23 protein-coding genes and 2 pseudogenes are annotated in these 25,799 nt (G+C 73.0%); 6 read left to right on the top strand and 19 right to left on the bottom strand.

Going from position 1 to position 25,799, the window contains the following annotated elements; all coding sequences use genetic code 11:
* Positions 1–10: 10 nt before the first annotated feature.
* Positions 11–400 carry a VOC family protein gene (locus tag ACZ592_RS14280; protein ID WP_471581807.1) on the bottom strand — a complete coding sequence of 130 codons (390 nt, stop codon included), beginning with the start codon at positions 398–400 and terminating at the stop codon, positions 11–13.
* A gap of 112 nt (positions 401–512) precedes the next feature.
* On the opposite strand from ACZ592_RS14280, the gene ACZ592_RS14275 reads away from it, so the two are divergent.
* Together ACZ592_RS14275 and ACZ592_RS14270 are read left to right on the top strand one after the other, a co-directional pair.
* Entirely contained in the window at positions 513–713 is a 201-nt protein-coding gene (locus ACZ592_RS14275; RefSeq protein WP_471581806.1) for a hypothetical protein, read from the top strand.
* A complete protein-coding gene (locus ACZ592_RS14270; protein ID WP_471581805.1) occupies positions 710–937 on the top strand; it encodes a LexA family protein in 228 nt (75 codons plus the stop codon). The genes ACZ592_RS14275 and ACZ592_RS14270 overlap by 4 nt, the downstream gene beginning before the upstream one ends.
* Positions 938–950: 13 nt before the next feature.
* Here the strand turns inward: ACZ592_RS14270 and ku are convergent, their stop codons facing one another.
* Together ku and ACZ592_RS14260 are read right to left on the bottom strand one after the other, a co-directional pair.
* Positions 951–1,898, bottom strand: coding sequence for a non-homologous end joining protein Ku (gene ku, locus ACZ592_RS14265; protein ID WP_471581804.1), 948 nt, complete (start codon positions 1,896–1,898; stop codon positions 951–953).
* Positions 1,899–1,973: 75 nt separating this feature from the next.
* A complete protein-coding gene (locus ACZ592_RS14260) occupies positions 1,974–3,053 on the bottom strand; it encodes an aldo/keto reductase (protein WP_471581803.1) in 1,080 nt (359 codons plus the stop codon).
* A 304-nt stretch (positions 3,054–3,357) separates the two neighbouring features.
* Here ACZ592_RS14260 and ACZ592_RS14255 point away from each other — a divergent pair, with 304 nt between their 5' ends.
* Positions 3,358–4,101 (top strand): class I SAM-dependent methyltransferase, encoded by a 744-nt coding sequence (locus tag ACZ592_RS14255; protein ID WP_471581802.1) that lies wholly within the window; start codon positions 3,358–3,360, stop codon positions 4,099–4,101.
* 89 nt (positions 4,102–4,190) lie between these two features.
* Here the strand turns inward: ACZ592_RS14255 and ACZ592_RS14250 are convergent, their stop codons facing one another.
* The 8 genes from ACZ592_RS14250 to ACZ592_RS14215 all read right to left on the bottom strand — a co-directional run bounded on the left by ACZ592_RS14250 (position 4,191) and on the right by ACZ592_RS14215 (position 14,550).
* The gene (locus tag ACZ592_RS14250; RefSeq protein WP_471581801.1) at positions 4,191–5,477 is read right to left on the bottom strand and encodes a phosphatase PAP2 family protein; all 1,287 of its coding nucleotides are present in this window, start codon (positions 5,475–5,477) and stop codon (positions 4,191–4,193) included.
* Positions 5,478–5,759: 282 nt separating this feature from the next.
* Positions 5,760–8,480, bottom strand: coding sequence for a fumarate reductase/succinate dehydrogenase flavoprotein subunit (locus ACZ592_RS14245; protein WP_471581936.1), 2,721 nt, complete (start codon positions 8,478–8,480; stop codon positions 5,760–5,762).
* A 49-nt stretch (positions 8,481–8,529) separates the two neighbouring features.
* Entirely contained in the window at positions 8,530–9,285 is a 756-nt protein-coding gene (locus ACZ592_RS14240; RefSeq protein WP_471581800.1) for an ABC transporter ATP-binding protein, read from the bottom strand.
* Positions 9,282–10,157 (bottom strand): ABC transporter permease, encoded by an 876-nt coding sequence (locus tag ACZ592_RS14235; RefSeq protein ID WP_471581935.1) that lies wholly within the window; start codon positions 10,155–10,157, stop codon positions 9,282–9,284. The genes ACZ592_RS14240 and ACZ592_RS14235 overlap by 4 nt, the downstream gene beginning before the upstream one ends.
* 5 nt (positions 10,158–10,162) lie before the next feature.
* On the bottom strand, positions 10,163–11,554 hold the full coding sequence (locus ACZ592_RS14230; protein WP_471581799.1) for an ABC transporter substrate-binding protein: 1,392 nt from the start codon (positions 11,552–11,554) through the stop codon (positions 10,163–10,165).
* Between the two features lie 32 nt (positions 11,555–11,586).
* The gene (locus tag ACZ592_RS14225) at positions 11,587–11,814 is read right to left on the bottom strand and encodes a 4Fe-4S dicluster domain-containing protein (RefSeq protein ID WP_326772304.1); all 228 of its coding nucleotides are present in this window, start codon (positions 11,812–11,814) and stop codon (positions 11,587–11,589) included.
* A gap of 98 nt (positions 11,815–11,912) precedes the next feature.
* Positions 11,913–12,680, bottom strand: a complete 768-nt coding sequence (locus ACZ592_RS14220; protein ID WP_471581798.1) for a GntR family transcriptional regulator — start codon at positions 12,678–12,680, stop codon at positions 11,913–11,915.
* Positions 12,681–12,984: 304 nt separating this feature from the next.
* Positions 12,985–14,550 carry an MFS transporter gene (locus ACZ592_RS14215; protein ID WP_471581797.1) on the bottom strand — a complete coding sequence of 522 codons (1,566 nt, stop codon included), beginning with the start codon at positions 14,548–14,550 and terminating at the stop codon, positions 12,985–12,987.
* Positions 14,551–14,683: 133 nt separating this feature from the next.
* Between ACZ592_RS14215 and ACZ592_RS14210 the strand changes: the two genes are divergently transcribed.
* Positions 14,684–15,664, top strand: coding sequence for an Lrp/AsnC family transcriptional regulator (locus ACZ592_RS14210; protein ID WP_471581796.1), 981 nt, complete (start codon positions 14,684–14,686; stop codon positions 15,662–15,664).
* Between the two features lie 7 nt (positions 15,665–15,671).
* On the opposite strand, the gene ACZ592_RS14205 is transcribed toward ACZ592_RS14210, so the two are convergent.
* The gene (locus tag ACZ592_RS14205) at positions 15,672–16,583 is read right to left on the bottom strand and encodes a LysR substrate-binding domain-containing protein (protein ID WP_471581934.1); all 912 of its coding nucleotides are present in this window, start codon (positions 16,581–16,583) and stop codon (positions 15,672–15,674) included.
* Positions 16,584–16,710: 127 nt separating this feature from the next.
* Here ACZ592_RS14205 and ACZ592_RS14200 point away from each other — a divergent pair, with 127 nt between their 5' ends.
* Entirely contained in the window at positions 16,711–17,811 is a 1,101-nt protein-coding gene (locus ACZ592_RS14200; RefSeq protein ID WP_471581795.1) for a bile acid:sodium symporter family protein, read from the top strand.
* On the opposite strand, the gene ACZ592_RS14195 is transcribed toward ACZ592_RS14200, so the two are convergent.
* From ACZ592_RS14195 to ACZ592_RS14185, 3 genes are all read right to left on the bottom strand, one after another.
* A complete protein-coding gene (locus tag ACZ592_RS14195) occupies positions 17,747–19,000 on the bottom strand; it encodes a DUF4185 domain-containing protein (protein WP_471581794.1) in 1,254 nt (417 codons plus the stop codon). The two genes, ACZ592_RS14200 and ACZ592_RS14195, sit on opposite strands and share 65 nt — an antisense overlap.
* 10 nt (positions 19,001–19,010) lie before the next feature.
* A complete protein-coding gene (locus ACZ592_RS14190) occupies positions 19,011–20,906 on the bottom strand; it encodes an exo-alpha-sialidase (protein WP_471581793.1) in 1,896 nt (631 codons plus the stop codon).
* A 152-nt stretch (positions 20,907–21,058) separates the two neighbouring features.
* On the bottom strand, positions 21,059–21,982 hold the full coding sequence (locus ACZ592_RS14185) for a quinone oxidoreductase family protein (RefSeq protein WP_471581792.1): 924 nt from the start codon (positions 21,980–21,982) through the stop codon (positions 21,059–21,061).
* Positions 21,983–22,088: 106 nt separating this feature from the next.
* Between ACZ592_RS14185 and ACZ592_RS14180 the strand changes: the two genes are divergently transcribed.
* Complete coding sequence (locus tag ACZ592_RS14180; protein ID WP_471581791.1) at positions 22,089–22,577, top strand: MarR family winged helix-turn-helix transcriptional regulator; 489 nt, start codon at positions 22,089–22,091, stop codon at positions 22,575–22,577.
* Positions 22,578–22,679: 102 nt separating this feature from the next.
* Here ACZ592_RS14180 and fdhD read toward each other — a convergent pair whose 3' ends face one another.
* From fdhD to ACZ592_RS14160, 4 genes and pseudogenes are all read right to left on the bottom strand, one after another.
* Positions 22,680–23,543, bottom strand: coding sequence for a formate dehydrogenase accessory sulfurtransferase FdhD (fdhD, locus tag ACZ592_RS14175; protein WP_471581790.1), 864 nt, complete (start codon positions 23,541–23,543; stop codon positions 22,680–22,682).
* A gap of 7 nt (positions 23,544–23,550) precedes the next feature.
* A complete protein-coding gene (locus tag ACZ592_RS14170) occupies positions 23,551–24,411 on the bottom strand; it encodes a 2Fe-2S iron-sulfur cluster-binding protein (protein WP_471581789.1) in 861 nt (286 codons plus the stop codon).
* Positions 24,408–24,617 (bottom strand): annotated as a pseudogene (locus tag ACZ592_RS14165) (NADH-ubiquinone oxidoreductase-F iron-sulfur binding region domain-containing protein); the annotation flags it as partial. The pseudogene ACZ592_RS14165 and the gene ACZ592_RS14170, both read right to left, overlap by 4 nt.
* A 197-nt stretch (positions 24,618–24,814) precedes the next feature.
* Positions 24,815–25,799 (bottom strand): annotated as a pseudogene (locus tag ACZ592_RS14160) (2-dehydropantoate 2-reductase).

Raw genomic sequence — 25,799 nt, 5'->3', positions numbered from 1 at the left:
CGGCTGCCGGTCAGCCGAGGTAGTCCGTACGTCCCTCGTCGTCGAGGTGGAAGGGCCCGTCGGGGATGACGCAGAACTCATTGCCCTCCGGGTCGGCCATGACGAGGAACCCGCCGTCGGCGTACTCCTCCAGCCTGCGGCCACCGAGCGCCTCGATGCGGGGCTGCTCGGCGGCCGGGTCGGGCGAGGTGACGTCGAAGTGCAGGCGGCTCTTGCCCTGCTTGGCCGCGGTGGTCTCCTGGAAGCCGATGCCGAGGCCGTTCTCGCGGGTCAGCCACACGTACGGTCCCGTACGGCCCACGACCGGTCTGCCCAGCAGCTCGGACCAGAAGGCCGCGAGCCGCTCGGGTTCGCGGGCGTCGACGATGAGGGCGTTGATCTGCAGGGGTGCGTCCGCCATCCCCCGATCCTCGCAGGGGACCGCCGATCACGCAGGGCCGGCGGGGGCGGCGCCCGCGAGGGCCGGGAACGGCCGTTCGCTCAGGAAATCGAACATATGCTCTACTGGCGGCATGGTGCACGCCGACTACTCCCACGATCCCGTACAGACCCAGCGCGACTGGAACCGCACCTACCAGGCCCTTGCCCAGGCCCCCGCGGGCGGTAACACCGCCCTTCGGCGACGGCTCATCGGCCTGTCCCGGCGTCTCGCCCAGGACGTGCCGCGCACCGAGCGGGCCGACCTGCGCCGACGCGCAGAGGAGTCCTCGTGAGCCGCCGCTCCTGGGACATCACGGACCGGCAGCGTTCCGTCCTGGCCTGTATTCGCAGCCACATAGCCGACCACGGCGAAGCGCCGAGCGTCCGCGAGATCGCCGCCGCGGTCGGGCTCGCCAGCCCGTCCTCCGTGCTCTACCAGCTGCGCCGCCTCGAAGAGGCGGGCGTCATCGAGCGCGCCAACGGCACGGGGGCGCGGGACTACCGGCCGACCGCGTGAAGGGCGCCGACGCCTACGCCCCCCGCTTCTTCGCCGTCGTCTTGCGAGCGGGGGCGCTCTTCTTCGTCGTGGACTTCTTGGCCGCCGTCTTCTTCGCGGCGCTCTTCCTGGCCGTACGTTTCTTCGGCAGCTCGTGGACCGTCGCGTCGTTCCCCGGTCCCTTCCCGGATTCCCCGCGGGCCTTCTCGGCCTTGCGGACGCTCTGTTCCAGCGCCGACATCAGGTCCACGAGCTTCCCGCCCGGCTCCTCCCGCTCCGGCGCCGCGGGCGGCTCCTTCCCCTCCGCCTTCGCCGTGATGAGCTCCTCCAGTGCGGCGGTGTAGCGGTCGGTGGCCCACTCCTGGCCCGCGATGCCGTCGGCCGTCATGGAGTCGATGAGGTGCACGGCCTCGTCGATCTCGGTGTCCGCCAGGTCGACCTGCCGGGGCGCCAGGCTCTCCGGGCTGCGCACCTCGTCGTCCCACTTCATGGCGTGCAGGAGGATCACGTCGTCCTGCACGCGGAGCAGGCCGAGCCGCTCCCGGCCGTGCCACGCGAACTTCGCCACCGCGGCCTTGGACGAGCGCTCCAGGGCCTTGCGGAGCAGGACGTACGGCTTCGCCGCCACCTGCCCGTCGCCCTGCAGGTAGTAGCCCTCGCCGATCCGGATCGGGTCGATGGACCCGTAGGGCACGAAGGCCGATATCTCGATCGCCTTCGCCGTCGGCAGCGGCAGCTCCGCGAGCTCCTGGTCGGTGACCTCGACGATCGTGTCCTTGCTGACCTCGAAGCCCTTGCCGATCTCCGCCCCGGACACCTCGCGGTCCTCGATCTCGCACACCTTCTTCGTGCGGACCCGCCCCATGTCCTCCAGGTGGTACTGGTGGAAGCGGATGCTGTGGTTCTCCGTGGCGGGCAGCACCTTGACGGGGATGGTGACCAGGCCGAAGCTGATCGCGCCTGACCAGACGGGGCGGGGCATGGCAGACCTCCGTGGCAGCCCCGAGCCTTTACGCCAGTGTCCATCGATCCCCCGGGGCCGGCGAGTCCGCGGGGGTCAGCGGCGGGCTTCGACCGTCAGGTCGCCACGGGTCGCCGCACGGCCGAAATCGCTGGCGAGCAGGGAGTGCGGGATGCCGAGCCCGATCGCGCCCGCCTCGTCCAGGCGGGCCAGCTGCGCGGCGGTGAGGTCGACCTCCAGGGCGCCCAGATTGTCCGCCAGCTGCGCGGGGGTGCGGGCGCCGACGATCGGTGCCGTCACGCCCGGGTTGTGCAGGGTCCACGCGAGCCCGACCTGGCCGGGCGTACGGCCCAGCTCCGCCGCGACCTCCTTGACGACGTCGGCGATGGCGAGGTTGCGCTCGGTGAGGTTGCCCAGGGTGATGTTGTGGCCCTTGCGGGGCGGGCCGTCGTCGGATCCGACGTCCGGACCGGACCCCGCCCCGGCCAGGTCGGCGCGGCTGTACTTGCCGGTGACCACGCCGCCGCCGAGCGGTGAGTACGGGACCACGCCGAGACCCAGCTCGCGTGCCATGGGGATCAGGTCACGTTCCGCGGTCCGCTGGATCAGGCTGTACTCGACCTGCAGCGCGACCAGCGGCGACCAGCCGCGCAGGTCGGCGACGGCCTGCATGCGCGACACCTGCCAGGCGGGGACGTTGGACATCGCCACGTACAGGACCTTGCCCTGGCGGACCAGGTCGTCCAGGCCGCGCAGGATCTCGTCGAACGGTGTCGTGAAGTCCCACACGTGCAGGTAGAGCAGGTCCAGGTAGTCCGTGTTCAGCCGGCGCAGGCTGCTCTCCACCGACGCGAACATGTTCTTGCGGTGAGCGCCCCCGGAGTTGGGGTCGCCGGGCCTGCGCAGCGTCGAGTACTTCGTGGCCAGCACCAGGCTTTCGCGGCGCTCGCGGGTGAACTCGCCGAGGAGGCGCTCGGAGCTGCCGTCGGTGTAGGTGTCGGCGGTGTCGATGAAGTTGCCGCCGCGCTCCACGTAGAGGTCGAACAGCTTGCGCGCCTCGTCCTGCCCGGTGCCCCAGCCCCATTCGGTGCCGAAGGTCGCCGCGCCGAGCGCCAGCGGGGAGACCCGCAGCCCGGAGCGGCCCAGCAGCCGGTAGGTGTCGAGAGTGAGGGTCATGGTGTGCTCCTGCGTGTACCGGTGATCCGTTGTCGCGTTGCCGGGAACCATCCTGCGACCGCCACAGGCCGGGGATAAGGGAAGGAACTTCCTGGGAAAGCCGCTCCTACCCTGGGGGGATCGGGGCCGTCCGCCCGTCGGTGAGGTTGTGCGCGGAGCCGGGACGGCGTCCGGATCTTTGTGGGTTCTGCCAGTACGGCCCCCTGCCGGGAGGTGGAGAGACTGCCGGGCACGGGTCGCGGCGCGTCGCGGGAGCGGGGCGCCGGGTGCCGATGACATCGCACGGCGCACGGGAGGACCGCACATGGCGAGCAGGCAGCAGTACGACGAGATCGGTGAGGCGTACGAGGGCTTCAAGGCAATGCCGTTGGAGCGGTACGCGGTGGTGCCCGGCTTCCTGTCCTTGGTCGGGGACGTGCGGGGCACGTCGGTCCTCGACCTCGCGTCGGGCACCGGCTTCTACAGCAGGGAGTTCAAGCGGCGCGGCGCCACGGACGTGCTGGGGGTCGAGATCTCCGGCGAGATGGTCGCCGTGGCGCGCGGCCTGGAGGAGGCCGAGCCGCTGGGGGTGCGCTACGAGGTGGGCGACGTGTCCGAACTGCGGCCCCTGGAACGGTCCTTCGACATCGCCGTCGGCGTCCAGCTGCTCAACTACGCGCAGGACGTCGCCACCATGGAGCGGATGTGCCGCGCCGTGCACCGCGGCCTGGCGCCCGGCGGCGAGTTCTTCGCGCTCAACCAGTCGCCCGACTACCGCTTCGACGGTCCTTCCATGCGTCCGTACGGCTTCACCAGCGAGCTGACCGGCGAGGAGACCGAGGTCGGGCCGCGCGTGCGGATCACGGCACTGTTCGACGAGCCGGTCGGATTCGTCACGACCCGCCCGCGCCGCGAGGTCTACGAGAAGTGCCTGGGAGCGGCCGGGTTCAGCGAGGTGGCCTGGCTCCCGCTGGACGTCTCGGAGGCCGGCCTGCGCGAATTCGGCGAGGAGTACTGGGCGGACTTCCGCGCCAACCCGCCGATGGAGATGCTGCGCTGCCGCGTCTGAGGGGCGGGAGCGGGGCGCCCGTACACGCCGAGGGCGGCCGTCCGCACACGGGGTGCGGGCGACCGCCCTGCGGAACGGCCAAGGGGGGCTCAGACCATCTCGGGCTGGGGTTCCGGTTTCAGCGCCGGTGCGGGCTTCGGCTCCCACTGCCTGGTGGTGCGGATGTAGCCCTGGATCACCGAGACCATCGCCAGCACGAGCAGCGGTCCGAAGATCCACGGATACCGGGCCATCTCCATCGGCAGATAGCGGTAGGACACCAGGAGCGCGGCGAACACCGCGCTGCCGTAGGCGACCAGCTGGATGCCCGAGCGGTCCCAGCCGCGGTCGAGCGAGCGCAGCGCCGCCTCGATCGTGACCGCGAACACCACACCGGCGATGATGTCCGCGCCGTAGTGGTAGCCGAAGCCCAGCGTGGCGCCGAGGGTGGCGATCATCCAGAACGTGCCGGCGTACCGCAGGCCTCGCGGCGCCGTGCGGGAGTGGATGAAGATCGTGGTCGCCCACGCCGTGTGCAGGCTGGGCATGCAGTTGCGCGGGGTGATCCCGTCGTACGGCATCGAGTGCGGGGCGGTGATCGCCGGCGCCGTGTGCGGCCACAGGTCGGCCGTCGCCCACTGCAGGCCGCCGGTGCCGGAGGCGCCGGGACCGTACGCGAAGATCGGCCCGACCACCGGGTAGATCATGTAGATCGCCGGTCCGAGGAGACCGATCACCAGGAACGTGCGCACCAGGTGGTGGCCCGGGAAGCGGCGCTCGGTCGCCACGTTGCGCAGCTGGTACAGCGCGACGCAGACCGCGGCCACCGCGAGCTGGATGTAGACCCAGTCGAGCACGTGGGTGCCGACCGGTCCGGTGGCCTCGACGAGGCGCCCCACCACCCACGACGGATTGCCCAGCGCGTGATCGGCGGTCGCCACGTACTGGTCGAGGACCGTCGGACGGGTCTTCGACGTGATCAGCAGCCAGGCGTCGCCGGTCTTGCGTCCCGCCACCAGGAGCAGGCCGAGCCCGACGCCCTTCAGGAGCAGGACGCGTTCCTGGCCGGTACGGCGCGTGACGGCGATGACGGCGCAGCCCAGGATCACCCACAACGCGCCGTTGCCGAACATCATCTTGGCGTCGACCACCAGCCGCACCAGGGCGAAGACGATGTCGATGCCGACCGCGACACCGAACGCGACGAAGCGTTCGCGCCAGGTGAGGACCACCATCATCAGCGCCATGCTGGCGTACAGCAGCGGGCCCGACTTGGGAGCGAAGATCACTTCCTTCGCCTGGTTGGTGATCGGCCCCGGCATGCCGTAGTGGCGCGCGGCGATCTCCAGTGCGACGAGGAACCCGAGGGCCACCACGCTCGCCGCGGCCCACAGCATCACGCGTGGTTGGCGCCACGTGAGCGCAAGTCTGCCGCTTATTCGGGAAAACACACGTGATGGCATAGGTATCAACTGTTTGACCGATTTGTTAGGCGTTGGGTAATAGTTCAATCTTTGTGCTGTTAGGCACGATTTCCCGATGTAGCTGGGCTGATGAGGGCGATCGTCGTGAGTTGAATCATGCTAGCGGAGCGGTTCGGGTGGGTTTCTCTCGTCATGGAGAAGCCCCCGACGCCCGCAGGGCATCGAGGGCTTCCGGGCCGGCCGGGCCGCGTCCCGTCAGGAGGCGGCGCGGCCTGCGTAGGCGCGGACGTCCGCGTCGGTGTCGGTGGTCGCGGCGGCGAGGGCCGTGCGGGCGCCGGGGGCGGCGCGGTGGGCCAGGAGGGAGAGCACGGCGGCCTTGCGGACGTCCGGGTCGGGGTCGCCCGACGCGGTGGCGAGGGCGGCCACGGCCGGATCGGCCGGCGCCGCGCGGAGCGCCGTCGCGGCCCCGGCCCTGACCTGCCAGGCCGGGTCGCCGAGCGCGGCCACGGCCCGTTCGGCCTGGGGGAGCGGGCAGCCGGTGGCCGCGAGCGCGGCCAGCGCGGCCGCCCTGACCAGCGGATCGGGGTCGTCGATGAGCGGGTCCAGCGGGGGCGCCGCCGGATCGCGCACCGCCGCGAGAGCGTGGGCCACCGCGACCCTGACCTCACGGGCGGGGTCGGCCGCCGCCCCCGCCAGGTCGGCGCTCGCGTCCACGGAGACCAGGGCCCGCACTGCCTGGATGCGGACGGCGATGTCCGTGTCGGCGAGCGCGGCGGCGTACACCGGGGCGTCGCCGAGCCGCAGGGCCCGCAGGACGTCCAGCGCGGCGCCGCGCACCGCCGGGTCAGCCGAGTCGAGCGCCGCCCGCAGGCCGGACCCCAGGGCGGGTTCCGCGGGCAGCACCTCGACCAGTTCGCGCAGGGCGCCCGCGGCGGCCTCGCGGACCTGCGGCGCGGGGTCCCGCAGCCGTAGGGCGAGCGCGGGCCCGGCCCCGGCCGGCACGGTCTCGGCGAGGACGGCGACGGCCGAGGCCCGCACCGCCGGGTCGGCGTCGGCGAAGTAGGGGGCCAGTGTGTCCAGTTCGGGGGACTCCTCGGCGAGGGAGAGGAGGCGCAGGAGAGCGGGGCTCGACGCGGCGGAGCCTGCGGCGGGGGACGGGGCGGCGGGCCCGGTGGCCGCGGCAGGGCGGGCGGCCGGCGGAGTGCCGCGCCCTCCCGCCGTCGCGACGGGCACCAGAGGCGCCTCGCCCAGGAACCGCTCCGCCCCGGCCACCGGTTCGAACTCCGGCACCGGAACCACGTACGGCTCGACCGGCCGGGCCCTGAACTCCATCGTCCCGGCAGGGGACTTGTACAGGTCGAGGTGGTGCAGCCACCCCGCGTCGTCCCGCTCCGGGTGGTCGAGCCGCTCGTGGTACAGGCCCCAGCGGGACTCCGTCCTGGCCAGCGAGGCGCGGGCCGCCATCTCCGCGCAGTCCCGGATGAACGACACCTCCGCGCACCGCATCAACTCGTGGGCGGTGCGCGCCCCCATCCCGGCGATCTCCCCCCGCATCCGCTCGAACGCCTCCACCGCGAGGGACAGCTTCGCCCCGGCCTTCGGCGGCGCCACGTAGTCGTTCACGAACCGCCTCAGCTTGTACTCGACCTGGGGCTGCGGCGGCCCGTCGGGACGGCGCAGCGGCCGGTAGACCAGCTCGTGCGCGGCGGCCAGCTGCGCACCGGGCAACTCGCCCTCGTAGGCGGTGAACCGGGACGCGTCCGCGCCCGCGAGGTCGCCGAAGACGAACGCGCCGATCATGTAGTTGTGCGGTACGCAGGCCAGGTCGCCGGCCGCGTACAGGCGCGGGACGGTCGTGCGGGCCTGCGCGTCCACGCGCACCCCGGACGCCGAGTGCCCGCCGCACAGTCCGATCTCCGAGATGTGCATCTCGATGTCGTGCGTGCGGTAGTCGTGGCCCCGGCCCTCGTGGAAGGCGGCGCGCGTGGGCCGTTCCGTCGTGTGCAGGATCGACTCGACGGCGCTGATGGTCTCCTCCGGGAGATGGCTCAGCTTCAGGTACACCGGGGCCCGGTCGGAGGCGAGTTCGGCCGAGAACTCCGCCATCATCTGCCCCGACCAGTAGTCCGACTCCACGAACCGCTCGCCGTGCCGGTTCACCTGGTAGCCGCCGAACGGATTGGCGACGTACGCGCACGCCGGGCCGTTGTAGTCCTTGATGAGCGGATTGATCTGGAAGCACTCGATGCCGGTGAGCGCGGCCCCCGCGTGGTACGCCATCGCGTAGCCGTCGCCCGCGTTCGTCGGGTTCTCGTACGTCCCGTACAGATAGCCCGAGGCGGGCAGGCCGAGGCGGCCGCAGGCGCCGGTGGCCAGGATCACCGCGCCCGCCCGCACGGTGACGAACGCCCCGGTGCGGGTGTGGAATCCGGCCGCCCCGACGGCCCGCCCGTCCTCGGGGTGGGTGAGCACACGGACCGGCATGATCCGGTTCTCGATGCGGATCCTCTCCCGCATCTCGCGGCGCCGCAGCTGCCGGTAGAGGACCTTCTTGACGTCCTTGCCCTCCGGCATCGGCAGCACGTACGAGCCGGAGCGGTGCACCTGGCGGACCGCGTACTCGCCGTGCTCGTCCTTCTCGAACTTCACACCGTACGACTCGAGGCGCTGGACCATCGCGAAGCCGCGGGTCGCGGTCTGCCGGACGGTGGACTGGTCGACGATGCCGTCGTTGGCGCGGGTGATCTCCGCGACGTAGTCGTCCGGTTCGGCCCGGCCGGGGATGACCGCGTTGTTGACGCCGTCCATGCCCATGGCGAGGGCTCCGGAGTGCCGCACGTGCGCCTTCTCCAGGAGCAGCACGTCCGCGCCGTGCTCGGCGGCGGTCAGCGCGGCCATGGTGCCCGCGGTGCCGCCGCCGATGACGAGGACGTCGCAGGAGAGTTCGGTCGCGTCGGCGAGGGCGGGGACGGCCAAGGGGGTGGTCACGGGCGGCCTTTCGGCTACGGGCGCGGGGGCGCCGGGGTCAGAGGGAGGTGAGGACGCGACGGCGCAGGGCGGTGGTGGCGGGCGCGTCGCGCGCGTCCCGCCGACGGGGGTGCGGGACGTCGAGGACCTCTCCGGAGGGAAGCAGGGCGATCCGGTCGCCGAGGTGGAGCGCCTCGTCCACGTCGTGGGTGACGAAGACGACGGTCGCGCCGGTGCCGTGCAGGATGTCCACGAGCAGCTCCTGCATCCCGGCGCGGGTGTGCGGGTCGAGCGCGCCGAACGGCTCGTCCATGAGCACCGCGCGGGGTCGCCCCGCCAGCGCGCGGGCCAGCTGGACGCGCTGGCGCTGACCGCCGGACAGCCGGTGCGGGAGCGCCCGGGTGTGCGCGGCGAGGCCGACGCGCTCCAGCCACTCGTCCGCGACGCGCCGCCGCTCTGCCCTGGCCACCCGGCGGATGGCCAGGGGGAGTTCGACGTTGGCGCGGACGCTGCGCCACGGCAGCAGGGCATCCTCCTGGAAGACCAGGGCCCGGTCGGCGCCGGGTGCGCCGATCGGCTCCCCGTCCTGGGTGACCCGGCCGCCCAGCGGGGGCAGCAGTCCCGCGAGGGTGCGCAGCAGGGTGGACTTGCCGCAGCCCGAGGGGCCGAGCACGGCGACGAGTTCGCCGGGCGCGATCCGCAGCCGCACGGTGCCGGGCAGGGCGTGACCGGCGCGGTGGCCGAGCCGTACCTCGTCCAGGGCGAGTTCGGCGCCGTTCCCGCCGAGGGACGTCACGGGGTGTGCGTGGCTCATGGGACGCGCTCCTTGTCGAGGGCCGGCCCGGGAGCAGGCGTGGAGGTCGGGGCGGGGGCGGCCGGGGGTGTGGTGCGGGCGGCGCGCCGTGCCGCACGGGACGGGGCCCGCTCGTGCGGGCGCGGCAGCCACGCGGTGGCGCGACGGCCGACGGACTCCACCGCGGTGGAGGTGAGCCAGCCGAGAGCACCGATGGTGGCCATGCCGACGAAGACGCCCGGATAGTCGACGACCGTGTAGTCCTGCCAGGTGCGGTAGCCGACCCCGTACTCGCCGGAGATCATCTCCGCGGAGATCACGCAGATCCACCCGACGCCGATGCCCACCGAGAGGCCACCGAAGATGCCCGGCAGCGCGCCGGGCAGCACCACCGAGAACAGCACCCGCAGCCGGCTGCCGCCCATGGTGAGCACGGCCTCCTCCCACACCGGCGCGAGCGCCCGCACCGCGTGCCGCGTCGAGACCAGGACGGGGAAGAACGCCGCGGTGAAGGTGATGAAGACGATGCCCTGTTCGTTGGTGGGCAGGAGCAGGATCGCGACCGGGACCAGCGCGATCGCCGGGACCGGCCGTGCCACCTCCACCAGCGGTCCGAGCAGGTCGGCCGCCCACCGCGACCGGGCGACCGCCGTGCCCGCGGCCACGCCGAGGACCGCGGCGAGCAGGAAACCGATCACGATGCGGCGCAGGCTGTGGGCGAGGTCCTGCCAGTACGGGGCGGTGCCGAGCCGGTCGCCGAAGGCCGACGCCACCTCACCGACCGTGGGGAACTGCCCGAAGCGCAGCCACAGTTCGAGGTCCACCGACGTCAGCAGCTGCCAGAGGCCGAGGGCGGCCGCGAGCGAGGCCACCCGGACCAGGCGGCGGGCCATCCCGCTCATGAGGCGAGCCCCACGGCGTCCGCGTAACCGACGACCCGGGCACCGGAGTGCTGTCCGACGTACGTCTTCGCGTGATCGCGGGTGACGAACGCGCGCAGCTCGGAGCCGTCCGCCACCCACACCGACCGGTCGGCGAACCATAGGGTGCCGGTCAGGGCGTCCGGCACGTAGGCGGCCCGCACGTCGGCACCCTTGACCGCCTTCAGGAGGTCTTCGGGACTCTTGAAGGTACGGGTGGTGTCGTGTCCCTTGAGCCACAGCTCGGACGTGGCGGCACCCGGCTCCACGGAGGCTTTCGGGTAGGGGCGGGCGGGCGCGGCGCGCGCCAGCGGCTCCGGGTCGACGAAGGAGTCCACGTCGACGTCGCCCACCAGCTTGCCCGCCTTGAGGATCGGCACGTCCTTCTTCAGCGCGGCGATCAGCTCGGGGCGCAGGGCCGGGTCGAAGGTGGCGATGCCGTGGGCGCCGTTGTAGAGGTACACGACCTCGGCAGGCAGCCCGGTCTCCTCGGCGACGGATTCCGCAGCGGCGACCGGCTTCTCGCGGAGGTGGTCGGTGGCCCGTCGCTGCGCCCGCAGGAAGTCGCCGAGGACCCCGGCGCGCTCGTCGGCGAACTCCTCGCGGACGGTGACTCCGTGGAAGGTCGGCAGGTTCAGGTCGGCGCCGTCGTAGAGGGCCTCAGCCTTGCCCTCGTACGCCAACTGTCCCGGCCAGGCGACAAATTGGGACAGGGCGTCGACGCTGCCGCCGGACAGGGCGGACGCGCCGACGCTGGGCTGCTGGTTGAGTTTGCTGATGTCCTCGTCCGGATCGATCCCGGCCTTCTCCAGAGCGCGCACCAGAGTGCCGTCGGCGGCCGAACCGACGCTGGTCGACACCTTCTTGCCGCGCAGGTCGGCGAGCGAGCGCAGGTCCGAACCGGGCGCGGTGACCACGGTGTTGAGGCCGCCGCGGAGGTTGTAGCCGGTGACGGAGACGAGCCGCGTCGGCTGCCCCAGCTGCTTGCCGCGGGCCGCGTTGATGAGCAGCGGGAAGTCACCCATCGACCCGATGTCGATCTTCCCCGCGGTCATCTGGGCGGTGATCGGGGCGCCCGTGGCGTAGTCCTGCCACTTCACCTCGTAGGTCTTGCCGTCCTTCTTCCCACGGGCCGCGAGCGCTTCCTCGAAGTAGCCGAGCGAGCGCAGCAGCGTCCCCGCGGTGACGGTGTTGATGGTCTTCGACTGGTACCCGACGGTCACGGTGACGGTGCGGGAGTCCTGGGCCCCGGCGGCGCCGCCGCACGCCGTGGCCGCGGGCACCAGCAGGGCGAGGGGCAGGAGCCGGACGAGGACCTGTTGCCGGGAGAAGGGCCGGAAGGGGGGCCGGAGGAGGGGCTTGTCTGTCATGGACGTGGTGCCTTTCACCGGAGTCACCGGAGTCACCGGAGCAGATAGGGCATGTTGACGGTGACCGCGCCGGTGGGACACCGGGCCGCGCACGGGCCGCAGTACCAGCACTCGTCGACGTGCATGTACGCCTTGCCGTTGTCCTCGCGGATCGCGAGCGAGTCGAGCGGACACATGTCGACGCAGAGCGTGCAGCCGTCGATACACCGGGACTCGTCGATGGTCACGGGCACGTCGGAGCGCTGCGGGACAACAGGCATGGCTGTCTCCAGGAAAGGCGGTGAAAGGGCGGTGGGAAGGGCGGTGAGGGAGTGGTGCGGTGGGGCGATGTGGGCGGGGAACCGGGTGCCCGGGCAGGTCAGAGGGACCGGCGCAGGACGCCGCTCATGGTGATGCGGTCGCCGCGGAAGCGGATGAACTCCAGGTCCACGGGCCGCCCGTCGGGCAGGTGCGTGAGCCGTTCCAGCATCAGAACGGCACTTCCGCGCGGTGCCTCGAGGACCGCCGCGGAGTGCGCGTCGGCGTTCACGGCTTCGAGCGTCATCTCCGCGTGCCCCAGGGGACTGCCGGTCAGCGTCTCCAGGAGCCGGAACACGTCCGTGTTCTCCAGGTCGCAGCCGAGCAGTTCACCGCCCACGTCCATCGGCAGGTACGACAGATCCAGGGAGAGCGGCAGTCCGCCCAGGCGGCGCAGCCGCTCGATACAGAGCACGTCGGTGTGGTCGGGCAGACCCAGCCGGTGCGCCACCGGGGCGGGGGCGCAGACCGGCCCGACCGTACGGACCTCGTTGGTGACCCTGCCGTGTTCGTGCAGGATCTCGGCCAGACCCTGCAGCCGGTCGAGGCCGTGCGGGTACTTCTCGCCGACCACGACGGTGCCCACACCGGCCTTCCGGTCCACGAGCTGCTCGCCGCGCAGCAGGTCCAGGGCCTGTCGTACGGTGTTGCGGCTGGCCCGGTAGTCGGCGGCGATGACGTCCTCCAAAGGGAGGACACCGGTCGGGAAGCCGCCGGTCAGGATCTGGTGACGCAGCAGATCGGCGAGTTGCCGTGCCTGGTCCGCACGCAGCCGTCGGCGCCGTGCGGCGGCGACGGGGAGCGAGGCGGGGCTGTGTTCGGCTGGCATGGCAGGGAACGTACCGGCGCGGTGGCCGTGGTGGTGTTGCGGCAGCATTGCGCCACCTGACGGCTCCCGGCGCACCGCTGTGACCTGCCGCGTCGCCGCCGGGCGACGAAGATCCGCCACCCGGGTGCCCAGCACGTGGACAAGCGGGGCGCGGCACTGAAGGTGGGGGGGACGCCCAAGAGGCGCGGGACGGCGCCGTCGGGAGGCGACCGCCGGCCGCCCCCGGCCCGCCGCGCGTCGGCGGCGGAACCCGGTCCGGGCTCCGCGGCCGACGCGCGTACCGCCACCGCCGCCCCCACCCGGTTCAGCGGACGTTCCCCCGACCCTCCGTCTCCCGCGCCGAAGTTCCGGCGGCGGCGCCCGCCGCCCCCACCGTGGCCGTCTGCGCGGGAGCCGGCGCGGCACCGGCCGTACCGCTCGCCCCCACGACCTGCCCCCGCCGCCCCGGCGTCCGCACCATCACCAGCACCAGGACGCCGGCGGCCAGACCCGCAACGCCCGCCGCCAGCGACGCCCCGTTCAGGCCGGAGGCGAAGGCCGCGCGGACCGTGTGCTCGGGGACCGTGCCGTGCAGGGCGGATGCGCCACCACCCGCGACCGTGTGCGCCGCCTCGCGGCCGAGCGAGTCCCGCATCCCCGCGGTGAGCACCGTGCCGAACAGGGCGACCCCGATCGCGTACCCGAGCTGGCGGAAGGCATTGACCGCCCCGCCCGCCATCCCGGCGTTCGCGGGCGGCACGGCGGCGAGCGCCGCTCCCGCGAGGCCCGGCGCGACCAGACCGGAGCCGATGCCCGTGACCATGAGGCCGGGCACGAGCGACCCCCACGACGATCCGGCGTCGAGGACCGCCATGCCGAAGCCGCCCGCGCCGATCAGGACCAGTCCGCCCCCGATGACCAGGCGCGGTGCCACCCCGTGCAGCAGCCGTCCGGCGAGCAGCGCCACCACGAACGACATCCCGCCGAGCGGGAGCAGCACCAGGCTGCCGCGCATCGGGCTCATGCCGAGCACGGTCTGCAGCCAGATCGAGAGATAGGGGATGACGCCGAAGGCCGCCCCGTTGTAGGCGACCGCGCCGAGCAGGATGCCGGTGAACGCGGGCTTGCGCAGCAGCCGCAGATCCAGGAGCGGCTGGGCGACGCGCCGTTCGACCAGGACGAAGCAGAGCAGGGCGAGCGCCGATACGGCGAACGACGTCCCGGCCGCCGTCGAGGTCCACCCGTCCGCGCCGCCGCGCAGCACCCCGTACGTCCCCGTGCCGGCGAAGCCCGCGAACGCGGCCGTGCCCGCCCAGTCGACGCGGCGGCCGGCCGGCGCCTTCGACTCCGGCACCGCGCGCAGCGTCAGCCAGATCGACGCCACGCTCACCGGCAGGTTCACGAAGAAGATCCACCGCCAGCCGGGCCCCGCCGTCAGGAGTCCGCCCACGACCGGGCCGAGCGCGGCCGACGCGCCGCTCACCGCGCCCCACACGCCGAGCGCGGTCGACCGGTCGCGCCCCTGGTAGGCGGCGCCGAGCAGCGGAAGTGTCGTCGCGAGCATCGCGGCGCCCCCCAAGCCCTGCACGGCGCGGGCCGCCACCAGCACGTTCGCGTCCGAAGCGAGCCCGCACGCCAGCGAGGCGAGCGCGAACAGCGCGGTGCCGATGACGTTGAGCCGTCGCCGGCCGAGCACGTCGGCCGCGGCGCCGACGCCGAGCAGCAGCGCGGCCAGCGCGAGCGCGTAGCCGTCGATGACCCACTGCAGATCGCTCAGCGAGGCGTCCAGCGCCCGCGCCATGTCGGGCAGCGCCACGATCACGACGGTCACGTCCAGCAACAGCATGAACGTCCCCAGAGACACCGCCGTGAGCGGCCCCCATGTACGCATCCCTTGTTCCTCCGAGCCTTGTACCGCTCCTGGTCCCACGGATGTGGGTGTCCTCGTACGATGAAGCGGCGGCGGACGATACCGGTGCCCGAGAGCACCCAGGCGAAGCAATCCGACATGAAGAGGGACCTGCGTGGTGGAATCCGATGTCTTCGACGAGCTCGACCTGAAGCTGGTGCACGCCCTGGAGGTCGACGGCCGGGTGCCGTTCAGCCGGGTCGCGGGCGTCCTCGGCGTCTCCGACCAGACCGTCGCCCGCCGCTACCGCAGGCTGCGCGCAGAGGCGAGGCTGCGCGTCGTCGGCGTCCGCGACACCCGGCGGCTCGGCCGCGACGAGTGGATGCTGCGGCTGCGCTGTGCGCCCGACGGCGCCGAGCCCATCGCGACCGCCCTGGCCCGCCGCCCCGACACGGCGTGGGTGCACCTCATGTCGGCGGGCACCGAAGTGGTCTGCATGACCCTGCCCCGCACCCCCGGGGACCACGACGACCTGCTCTTCGGCAAGCTCCTGCGGAGCACGAAACTCGTCGAGATCACCGCGCACCAGCTGGTGCACCGCTTCTACGGCGGCCGCACCGGCTGGATCGGCAAGCACCGCCCGCTCCGTGACGAGCAGGTCGCCGCGCTCCGGCCCGCCCTGCCGCAGGACACGTCGGGGCCCGCCCGCATCGCCCCCGAAGACGAGCCGCTGGTCGCCGCCCTCAAGAACGACGGCCGCGCCACCCACCCCGAACTGCAGCGCCTCACGGGCCGCTCCGAGTCCTCCGTCAAGCGCCGCATCGCCGCGCTGCGCGCCTCGGGCGCCCTCTACTTCGACGCCGAGTACGACACCGCGCGCTTCGGCTTCACCGCGGCCGCGATGCTCTGGATCACCGTCGCACCGGGAGCGCTGGACGAGGTGGGCCGCGCGATGGCCGCGCACCCCGAGACCGCGCACGTCTCCGCGATCACCGGGTCCGCGAACCTCATGGCGAGCGTGCTGACCCGCGACACCGCCGCTCTCTACGCCTATCTGAGCAGCGGTCTCGGCTCGCTCGACGGTGTGCGGCACGTCGAGTCGGCGCCCTACCTGCGCCGCTTCAAGGAGCTCACCTATCCGCGCCCGCTGCGCTAGACCTCGCTCACCTGTCCGCGCCCGCCGCGCCGGACCTGCCGCCGTCCGCCGTGCCGGACCCGCGGTGCAGCCGGTCGCCGCCCGTCAGGATCGCCGCCGCCAGCGCGTCCGCCGCCGCCTGCGCCGAGGAGCGCCGTTCGCCGTGCAGCAGCACGAAGTCGACCGGGCCGAGCTCCGGCAGGCCCGCCCGCTCGGGGACGGGGACCAGGCCCGGCGGGATCAGGCCCCGCGAGTGCGCCATCACGCCGAGGCCCGCCCTGGCCGCAGCCACCAGACCGTTCAGACTGCCGCTCGTGCAGGCCACGCGCCAGGCGCGGCCCCGCCGCTCCAGCGCCTCGAAGGCGAGGGCGCGGGTGACGGCCGGCGGAGGGTAGACGATCAGCGGCACCGGACGCTCGGGGTCGAGGCGGAGCCGCTCGGCGCCGATCCATACGAGGTCGTCCTGCCACACCAGTTCGCCGCGCGGATCCTCCGGGCGCCGCTTGGCGAGGACCAGGTCGAGCCGGCCCGCGTCCAGCTGCTTGTGCAGGGTGCCGGACAGCTCGACGGTCAGTTCCAGGTCGACGTCGGGGTGGTCGTGCCGGAACGACTCCAGGATGTCGGTGAGCCGTGTCAGGACGAAGTCCTCCGACGCCCCGAACCGCAGCCGGCCGCCGAGGCGCCGCCCGGTGAAGAACGCCGCCGCCTGTTCGTGCGCCGCCAGGATCCGGCGGGCGAAGCCCAGCATGGCCTCGCCGTCCTCGGTCAGCTCCACGCTGTGGGTGTCGCGCGTGAAGAGCTGGCGCCCGGTGGCCTCCTCCAGGCGGCGCACGTGCTGGCTGACGGTCGACTGGCGCAGGTTCAGCCGGCGGGCGGCCCGTGTGAAGCTCAGCGTCTGGGCGACCGCGAGGAACGTGCGGAGCTGCGAAGGGTCGTACACGCCGACCAGCGTAGTCGTACCCATCGCGGAACGTGATGACAGTCAGAGCGGTGTACGGGATTCCCGATCACCCGGGTCAGGAGGATCATGGGGAGGGCACATCCCCGCACCGAGAGCATGGAGCACCGTGAAACGCCTGAAGTGGCCGTCGTGGATGCCGGTCGACCCGTACATCGTGGCGTTGCTCGCGACCGTGGGGCTCGCGGCGCTCCTGCCGGCCCGGGGCGCCACCGCCGATGTCGCGTCCGGTGCCTCCACCGCGGCCGTCTCGCTGCTCTTCTTCCTCTACGGGGCCCGGCTCTCCACCCGCGAGGCGCTCGACGGACTCAAGCACTGGCGCCTCCATGTCACGGTCCTCGCCTGCACGTTCGTCGTCTTCCCGCTGCTCGGGCTCGCGGCCAAGGGCCTCGTGCCGTACGTCCTGACGCCCGCGCTCTACAGCGGCTTCCTCTTCCTCACCCTGGTGCCCTCGACGATCCAGTCGTCCATCGCCTTCACGTCGATGGCCCGCGGCAACGTCCCGGCGGCGATCTGCGCGGGCTCCTTCTCCTCGTTGGCCGGGATCGTGCTCACGCCGCTGCTCGCGGCGGCGCTGCTCGGCGACAGCGGGGGCGGCTTCTCGGCGGACTCGCTCCTCAAGATCGTGCTCCAGCTGCTGGTGCCGTTCCTGGCCGGACAGTTCCTGCGCCGCTGGGTGGGCGGCTTCATCACCCGCCACAAGAAGATCCTCGGATACGTCGACCGAGGGTCGATCCTGCTCGTCGTCTACACCGTGTTCAGCGAGGGCATGGTGCAGGGCATCTGGGGCCAGGTGCACCCGGTGCGGCTGCTCGCGCTGCTCGGCGTCGAGGCGGTGCTGCTCGCGGCCATGCTGGCGGCGACCTGGTACGGCGCGAAGCGGCTCGGCTTCGGCCGGGCCGACCGTGTCGCGATCCAGTTCGCCGGGTCGAAGAAGTCGCTGGCCGCCGGACTGCCCATGGCGAGCGTCCTGTTCGGGGCGGACGCCTCGCTGGCCGTGCTGCCGCTGATGCTCTTCCACCAGATGCAGCTGATGGTCTGCGCGGTCATCGCCAAGCGCCGCTCGCGGGACCCGGAACCGCAAGACCCGGAATCGCTGCACGCGGAATCGCAAGACCCGGAATCGCTGGCCCCGGGGGAGTCCGTCAGCGAGCCGCCGCCAGGCGCAGGGACACGAATCGCGGCCGGTACAGCGACACGTTCCGGCTGACGTTCGCCTGCGCGTTCGCGGGCGTCGCGTCCAGCCAGTTGACGTCGTAGCTGAGCACCAGGCGGCCGTCGTCGCCGAGCGCCGGATGGGCCTGCGGGTTGTAGGCGGCGGTGTCCTGGCGCGGCGCGCCGTCCTTGGGCAGGGGTGCGTCGAACGCCTTGGCGGGGCCGTGCCAGGGCCCGGTGGGGGAGCAGGCCCAGTACGAGTTGACGGTGGTCAGGCCCTCGGCGCCCGCGGCCATCGTGAACAGCACGTACGTCCCCTCGTCCCGGACCACCGTGAACGCGCTGCCCACCCCCTTGCGCCCGCCGTCCCCGAGCACCGGCCGGGGCGTGACGTCCGGCCCCCACTCCTCGCCGTCCCAGTACTCCCACGCCCCGGCATCGGCGAGCCTGCCGTGCGGGACGCGGGCGACATAGGCGTCCGAGGAGGGACGCGAGGCCGCCTGGGCGTCCGTGCCGCCGAACGCGTACGTCCAGTCGTCGTCCTGGACCGTCGTCGTCCCGTACAGGACCCGCTTTTCGGGATCGCCCACCGACTGCTGGTCGGAGGTCTTCACGATGCCCTCGACACGCAGGTCCGGCAGCGAGAGCGTGGCGACCTCGGTGGCGACGGGGACGCCGTAGATCCAGGGGCCCTGGCTCGCCATGCGGGTCCACAGCAGTACGCGGACGACCTTCTCGTCCGCGCCGGGGGAGCGGGGCTCCACCCGGGCCGCCACCGGCCAGCGCCACTGCTGGGGCGCCGGGTCGGGGAAGAGGGGCGCGGCGAGGGTGCGCTCCAGGGCGCCCGAACGGGACATCACCACCGCCGAGTTGCGGACCATCGGCGTGTTCGTGTCGCGCCAGGTGTGGGGCTGGCCCGCGGGGTTCGGTGCCGCGTGGACCTGGCCGAGGAAGGTGTCGGAGAACAGCCAGAGCAGCCGCCCGTCCGGCAGGCGCACCGAGTGGGTGCCGTCCCCGCCGGTCCAGTCGTCGGTGCGCGCCGTGTCGTCGCCGTAGCGCGCGAACTCCCCGGTGGTCCTGTCGTCGGCCGCCCAGGACGCGACGGTGCGGGGCCGGCAGGCCGCATCGCCCTCCCGGTCGTCGTCCGGGAGGGCGATGAGCAGCACGGCCGCACAGGCCAGGGCGAGCAGCAGGACCAGCGGGATCCTGCGCCGCCCCGCGGCGGGACGTTCGCGGGCGTACACGCCCGGGACGTTAGTTGCTGCCGCGCACGTGGTCCATGGGCAGGCGCAGGACGGTGTCCCGTGTCACAGGAGCATCGGCGGTGCTCAGGTCTCCCATCTCGGGGTCGCTCAACGCCCGCTTGTACACGCGTACTTCGTCGATGGCGCCGGTGAAGTGAGCGCGACTGTCCAGCCGTTGCCCGATGTGGACGCCGAACGGGGAGGTGCGGCTGACCGAGCCCGGCACGTCGGCGGCGTCGGTCCGGACGCCGTCGAGGAAGAGCGTCAGGGTGCCCGCGCCGCGGCGCAGGGCGATGTGGTGCCACTCGCCGTCGTTGTGGGCGCTGGTCGTGCGCACGGACGCGGACTTCGGGGGCGCCGCGCCCTCCCGCGTCGTGATCAGGCCGGTGACGCGGTTGCTCGCGGGTTCGCCGCGCAGCCACACCTGCGGCTGGTTGGTGCCGATGCCGCCCATCCACAGCAGGGGCTGCTCGCCGGCCGTCGCCGAGTAGCGGAACCACAGCGAGGCCGTGAAGTCACCGGCGCCGAGCGGCAACCGGGGACGGTAGGGCAAACGTACGGCGTCGTCGGCGCCGTCGAAGGCGAGGGCCCCGCCGAAGCGGCCCGCCGTCCCGCGCGCCCCGCCGAGCACCGCGGCGGGCCGGGCGCCGGGCGCGTGGTCGCGGGTCGTCGGGTCCGGTCCCCTGCGCGGCGCGAGCCACTCCTCGGTGAAGCGGGCGAAGCGGATCTCGTCGCGCGCGTCGACCGCGCCGCCCTCGTACAGGAGGCCCACGTGCGCGCGGTCGGCCCGCACCAGGTCGGAGTAGCCGGACCAGTCCGCGGTGACCGTCGTGCCGCGGTCGACGCTGTCCCAGGTGCGGCCGCCGTCGTAGGAGGAGCGGATCTGCATCGTGCGGCGGCGGTCGGGGTCGCCGGGGCAGGCGAGCAGCATCCGGCCGCCGAACTGGAGTGTGGATCCCTGCACTTGGGGCGTGTAGAGGTCGGGGATCGCGCGGAAGGGGGCGGCGAAGGAGTCGCCGCCGTCACGGCTGACGGTGTGCGTGCGGTGGCCGAGATCCGTGCCGTCCTGCTCGCGGCCGCTCACGTAGACCGCGCCGTCGGGCCGCTCCGTGAGCGTCATCTCGGACGGTTTCTGGCGGAACGTGCCGTCGTCGGCGATCGGGTACGAGTCCGTCGCGCCGACCTTCCAGCGGTCGCCGCCGTCGTCGCTGACGATCAGTGCCGCATGGTTGGCGGTGACCCGACTGCCGTTCCACGTCTCGGCGTTGACGGCGAAGGCGAGCCGTCCCGCGTGCCGGCCGCGGGTCAGCTGGATGCCGTGCACGGGACCGGTCGCGTACCAGGAGTTCCACTCCTTCGGCAGGATCTCCTCGCTCAGGTCGCGCGGCTCGGACCAGCTGCGGCCGTCGTCGTCGCTGTACTGCAGGTGCGGGGTGCGGTCGCACGGCACCTCGCAGTTCCTGCCGTCCGTGCGGCCGGTGTTGTAGGTCTCCGCGAGCAGGACGCGACCGCTCTCGCGGTCGACGACCGGCGCCGGATTGCCGTGGGTGTCGCCCCCGCCCTCGTTGATCACCTGGAGCGGACCCCAGGTCCGGCCGCCGTCGTGCGACCGCTTGAGCACCAGGTCGATGTCGCCCGCGTCGCTGCAGTCGTCGACCCGGCCCTCCGCGAAGGCCAGCAGTGTGCCCTGTGTCGTCCGCACCACGGCCGGGATGCGGAAACACGCGTAGCCGGGGTCCTGCGCGGCCTTGAACAGCACCTGTTGCTCGAACGGCGGTGTCGGCGCGGGCGCCGCCCGGACCGCCTGCGCCGCGGGCGCGGGCAGCAGGGCGCCGACGGCGACGGCGGTCAGGGCGGCGGTGGTGGTGCGGAGGGATCTGAGACGTGCACGGAGACTCGATGGCATGGTGCGGTCCGCCTTTCGTGGCGACGGCGACTCATGGCGATGCCGGCGTGCGGCGACAGACATCCCGGCGACCGGACATCCTGACATCCCACGTCCAACGTGCGTGCCACAGACGCTACGTGGGGGCTCCGGCACCCCACAAGGAGCGCGCGTCAGGGGATCAGGACGACCTTGCCCCGATTGCTCCGCGCCTCGATCACCTCGTGTGCCCTCGCCGCGTCCTCCAGCGCGAACTCCGCGTGCACGGCGGGTCGCAGCACGCCCGTCGCGTGCAGCCGCCACAGCTCGCGCCGCCACGTCTCGTACAACTCGGGCTGCCCGCGCGCGATCAGGCCCATCTGGAACCCGATGACGGACTTGGCGCCGACGAGCAGGTCGTACGCCGCCACGCTGCCGCCGCCCGAGCTGTAGGCCACCAGCCTGCCGTGCGGGGCGAGGGACCTGACGGCGGGCGCCAGCAGGTCGCCGCCGACCGCGTCCAGGGCGTAGTCCACGGGCTCGCCCCAGTCCGCGCGGTCGTACGTGACGACCTCGTCGGCGCCGAGCCCGCGCAGGAAGTCCGCCTTGCCGGGGTCGGACACGGCGGCCACGACGCGCGAGGCGCCCTGGTGCCGGGCCAGTTGCACGGCGAGGTGGCCGACCCCGCTCGCGGCCGCCGTGACGAGCGCGGACTCGCCGGGTGCGGGGCGGGCCGCGGCGAGCGCCCCGCACGCGACGAGGCCGGAGCGGACCAGGGCGACCGCGTCGACGGCGCTCGCCCCGTCGGGGACGGGAGAGGCCATCGCGGCACCGAGCAGTGCGTGGTCGGCGTACCCGTGCCCGAAGGCCAGGCCGGTGACGCGGTCGCCGGGCGCGTACGCGGTGACGCCTTCGCCGAGCGCCACGACCTCTCCGGCGATCTCGCCGCCGAGGGGGATCGGGGTGTGGCTCTCGCGGACCTTGCGGACGACGGGCAGGGTCACGCCGACCGCGGCGACGCGCACGAGGAGCTCGCCGGGGCCGGGCTCGGGGAGGGGTGCGTCCTCCAGGAACAGGACCTCGGGGCCGCCGCCGTGCGCGTACCGGACGCGACGCATCCGCACCACCTCCAGGGGTGAGAAATCGCTGGAATGATCATTGGGAGCACCAACGATAGACTCATAGTCGTGGGGAAGTCCAACGATTCTTGGCTAGACTTCCCCCATGGCCACCACACCCCCCGCCCCCAGCACCATCCGCACCCTGCCCAGCTGGCTGCTCGGCCGTGCCGCCGCCCGTGGCCGGGGCCTCGTCGCCGCCGCGCTGGCCCGCGAGGGGCTCAAGATGTGGCACCACGTGGTGCTGTCCGCCGTCGCCGACCTCGGCCCCGTGGCGCAGGCGGAGCTCGGCCGCAGCGTCTCGCTCGACCCGAAGGACATGGTCGGCGTCCTCAACGACCTCCAGGCCGACGGCCTGGTCGAGCGCGCACCGGACCCCGCGGACCGCCGCAAGAATGCGATCACGATCACGGCGCGCGGCCGACGCACCGTCAAGCGGTGCGCGGAGGCGGCCGCCCGTGCCAACGCCGAACTCCTCGCGCCCCTCACGGCCACCGAGCGCGAGCGGTTCCTGGAGATGCTGGGCCGTGTCTCGGGCGTCTCGGGCGTCTCGGGCGACCCGGTCGACTCGGAAGCCGAGGCGCCGGAGAGCTAGGAGCTGCTGCCCGCACCGGGGAAGCCGGGTAGTGGGCCCGGCCGGCGCAGGGGGCGCTCCCCGCCGGCCGGGGCGCCGCCGCCGTGCGGCGGGTGGCCCGGATCAGCCCTGGGAGGCCGCGGCCGGCAGGGCGACGCGGTGCTCGCCCGCGTACACGTTCATGGAGGAGCCGCGCAGGAAACCGACCAGCGTGAGCCCCGTCTCGGTGGCCAGGTCGACCGCGAGCGAGGACGGCGCGGAGACCGCCGCAAGGACCGGAATGCCCGCCATCACGGCCTTCTGCGCCAGCTCGAAGGAGGCGCGGCCCGAGACGAGCAGGACCGTGCGGGAGAGCGGCAGGTCGCCGTTCCGCAGGGCGCGGCCGACCAGCTTGTCGACGGCGTTGTGCCGCCCCACGTCCTCCCTTATGTCGAGCAGTTCGCCCTCTTCGGTGAAGAGGGCGGCCCCGTGCAGGCCCCCGGTCCTGTCGAAGACGCGCTGCGCCGCGCGGAGCCGGTCGGGGAGGCTCGCGAGCAGGTCGGTCCCGAGGCGGACCGGGGGAGCGGCGCCGCCCGCCGTGTCGTCGACCGGCCAGCGGGCCGTGGTGCGGACCGCGTCCAGGCTCGCCTTGCCGCACAGCCCGCACGACGAGGTGGTGTAGACGTTGCGTTCGAGCGTGATGTCGGGGAGGACGACGTCCGGGGCGGTCCGCACGTCGACCACGTTGTACGTGTTCACCCCGTCGGCGGTCGCCCCCGCGCAGTAGACGATCGACCGGAGGTCGTCCGCGGCGCCGAGCACCCCCTCGCTCACCAGGAACCCCGCCGCGAGCGCGAAGTCGTCACCCGGCGTGCGCATGGTGATGGCCAGCGGCTTGCCGTTGAGGCGGATCTCCAGGGGTTCCTCGGCGACCAGGGTGTCGGGCCGCTCCGAGACGTGCCCGTCCCGGACCCGGATCACCTTGCGTCGCTCAGTGACTCGTCCCATGTCTTGATCAGTCCCGGTTCTGTACGTGCTGGTAGCCGAAGCGGCCCTTGATGCAGAGGTTGCCGTGGGTCACCGGGTTGTCGTGCGGCGAGGTGACCTTGACGATGTCATTGTCCTGCACGCGCAGGGTCAGATTGCAGCCGACTCCGCAGTACGCGCACACGGTGGTCGTCTCGCTCTGCGCGGACTCGTCCCAGGTGCCGGCGGCCCGCATGTCGAACTCCGACGTGAAGCCCAGCGCCCCCGTGGGGCAGACCTCGATGCAGTTTCCGCAGTACACGCACGCCGAGTCGGTCAGCGGCGCGTCGTGCTCGACGGCGATGCGGGCGTCGAAGCCTCGGCCCGCCACCGAGATCGCGAAGGTGTTCTGCCACTGCTCCCCGCAGGCGTCGACGCACTTGTAGCAGAGGATGCACTTGTCGTAGTCCCGCACGTAGAGGTCGTTGTCGACCTTGGGCTCCTCATTCAGGCGGGCGGCTTCGGGGCCGAAGCGGCCGGGCTCGGCCTTGTACTCCTTGAGCCAGCCCGCGACCTTCGGTGTCGTCGACAGGTCGACGGACGAGGCGAGGAGTTCGAGGACGACCTTGCGGCTGTGCCGGGTGCATTCGGTGTCGGTGGGGACGCACATGCCGGGTTCGGCCCTGCGCGAGCAGGCAGGCGCGAGGGTCCGGGCGCCCGCCACCTCCACGACGCAGACGCGGCAGGCGTTCTTGGGGGCGAGGGTGTCGCCCTCGCACAGGGTCGGGATGTCCTTGCCCGCGGCGCGGCACGCGTCGAGGAGCGTCGCCCCCTCCGGGACCCTGGCGTCCTGCCCGTCGAGGGTGAACGCGACGAGTCGGCGCGGAATGCCCAGCGGTACGGCGGTCACTTGTACGCCCCCAGACGGTCGATGGCGGACTCCACGGCGTTCCACGCGGTCTGGCCGAGCCCGCAGATCGAGGCATCCCGCAGGGTCCGCCCCACCTCGCGCAGCAGGGCGACGTCGTCGGCGGCGTCGGCGCCCGTCCGCCCGGCGATGCGGTGCAGGGCCTCCTCCTGGCGGACGGTGCCGACCCGGCACGGCACGCAACATCCCGAAGGCGCCGCGGGCCCGCTCGAACCCGGCCGCCGCGCGGGAGAGCGCCTCGTCCCAGGTGGCCCGGCGGAACGGCGCGTCGCGGGAGTCGCGGACGAGGGGATGCGTGAGACGGGTGTACGTCTTGGGGGTGCGGTCGCGCTTGCTCATGCGGTGGTCCCTCCCGTGCTCTTTCCCGTGGCGCTCTTGCGCTTGCTCATGGGCGCGCCCATGCGGCGGTCCTCAGCGCGAGCAGGTCGGAGATGGCGTGGACGGTGCGCAGCGTCGGCACCGCGACCCCGGTGATGTCCGCGAGTTCGACGACGGCCGCGAGCAGCACGTCGAGCCCCAGCGGCTTGCCGCGCTCCAGGTCCTGGAGGGTGGAGGTGCGGTGGTCGCCGACCCGTTCGGCCCCGGCGAGCCGCCGCTCCACGGAGATGTCCGGCCGGCAGCCGAGGGCGGTGGCGACGGCGAGCGTCTCGTGCATCATGATCTCGATGACGCGCCGGGTGCCGCCGTGCCGGCACATCTCGCCCATGGTGGCGCGGGCCAGCGCGCTGATCGGGTTGAAGGAGATGCTGCCGAGCAGCTTGATCCAGATGTCGCCGCGCAGCTCCGCCTCGACCGGACACTTCAGACCGCCCGCCACCATGGCCTCGCTGAAGGCGGCACAGCGCGCCGAACGGGACCGGTCGGGCTTACCGATGGAGAACCCGGTCCCTTCCAAGTGCCTTACGGCACCCGGCTCTTCGAGCTCGGCGGCGGCGTAGACGACCGCATCCGACGGCACGTTCGGGGGCGAGCACCGCGCTCACGGCGCCGCCCGGGTCCACGCTCTCGACGCGGTGGCCGTCGTGCGGGCCGCCGTGCCGGTGGAAGTACCACCAGGGGATGCCGTTCTGCGCGGCGACGACCGAGGTCGTGTCGTGCCGGAGCGGCTCGATCAGCGGCCCGCACGCCGCGTACGCGTTGGCCTTCAGGCCCAGGAAGACGTAGTCGACCGGACCGATCCCGGCCGGGTCGTCGGTGGCGCGGGCCCGGGCGGTGAAGTCGCCGCGCGGACTCAGCACCCTGACTTCGTGCCGCGGCATGGCCGCCAAGTGCGGGCCGCGGGCGACGAGATGGACGTCGGCACCGGCGCGGTGCAGCGCGGCTCCGACGTAGGCGCCGATCGCACCGGCACCGAGGACTGCGACTTTCAC

The organism is Streptomyces sp. NPDC040622 (genome assembly GCF_055593965.1).
This window is presented reverse-complemented; position numbering and strand designations above follow the sequence as displayed.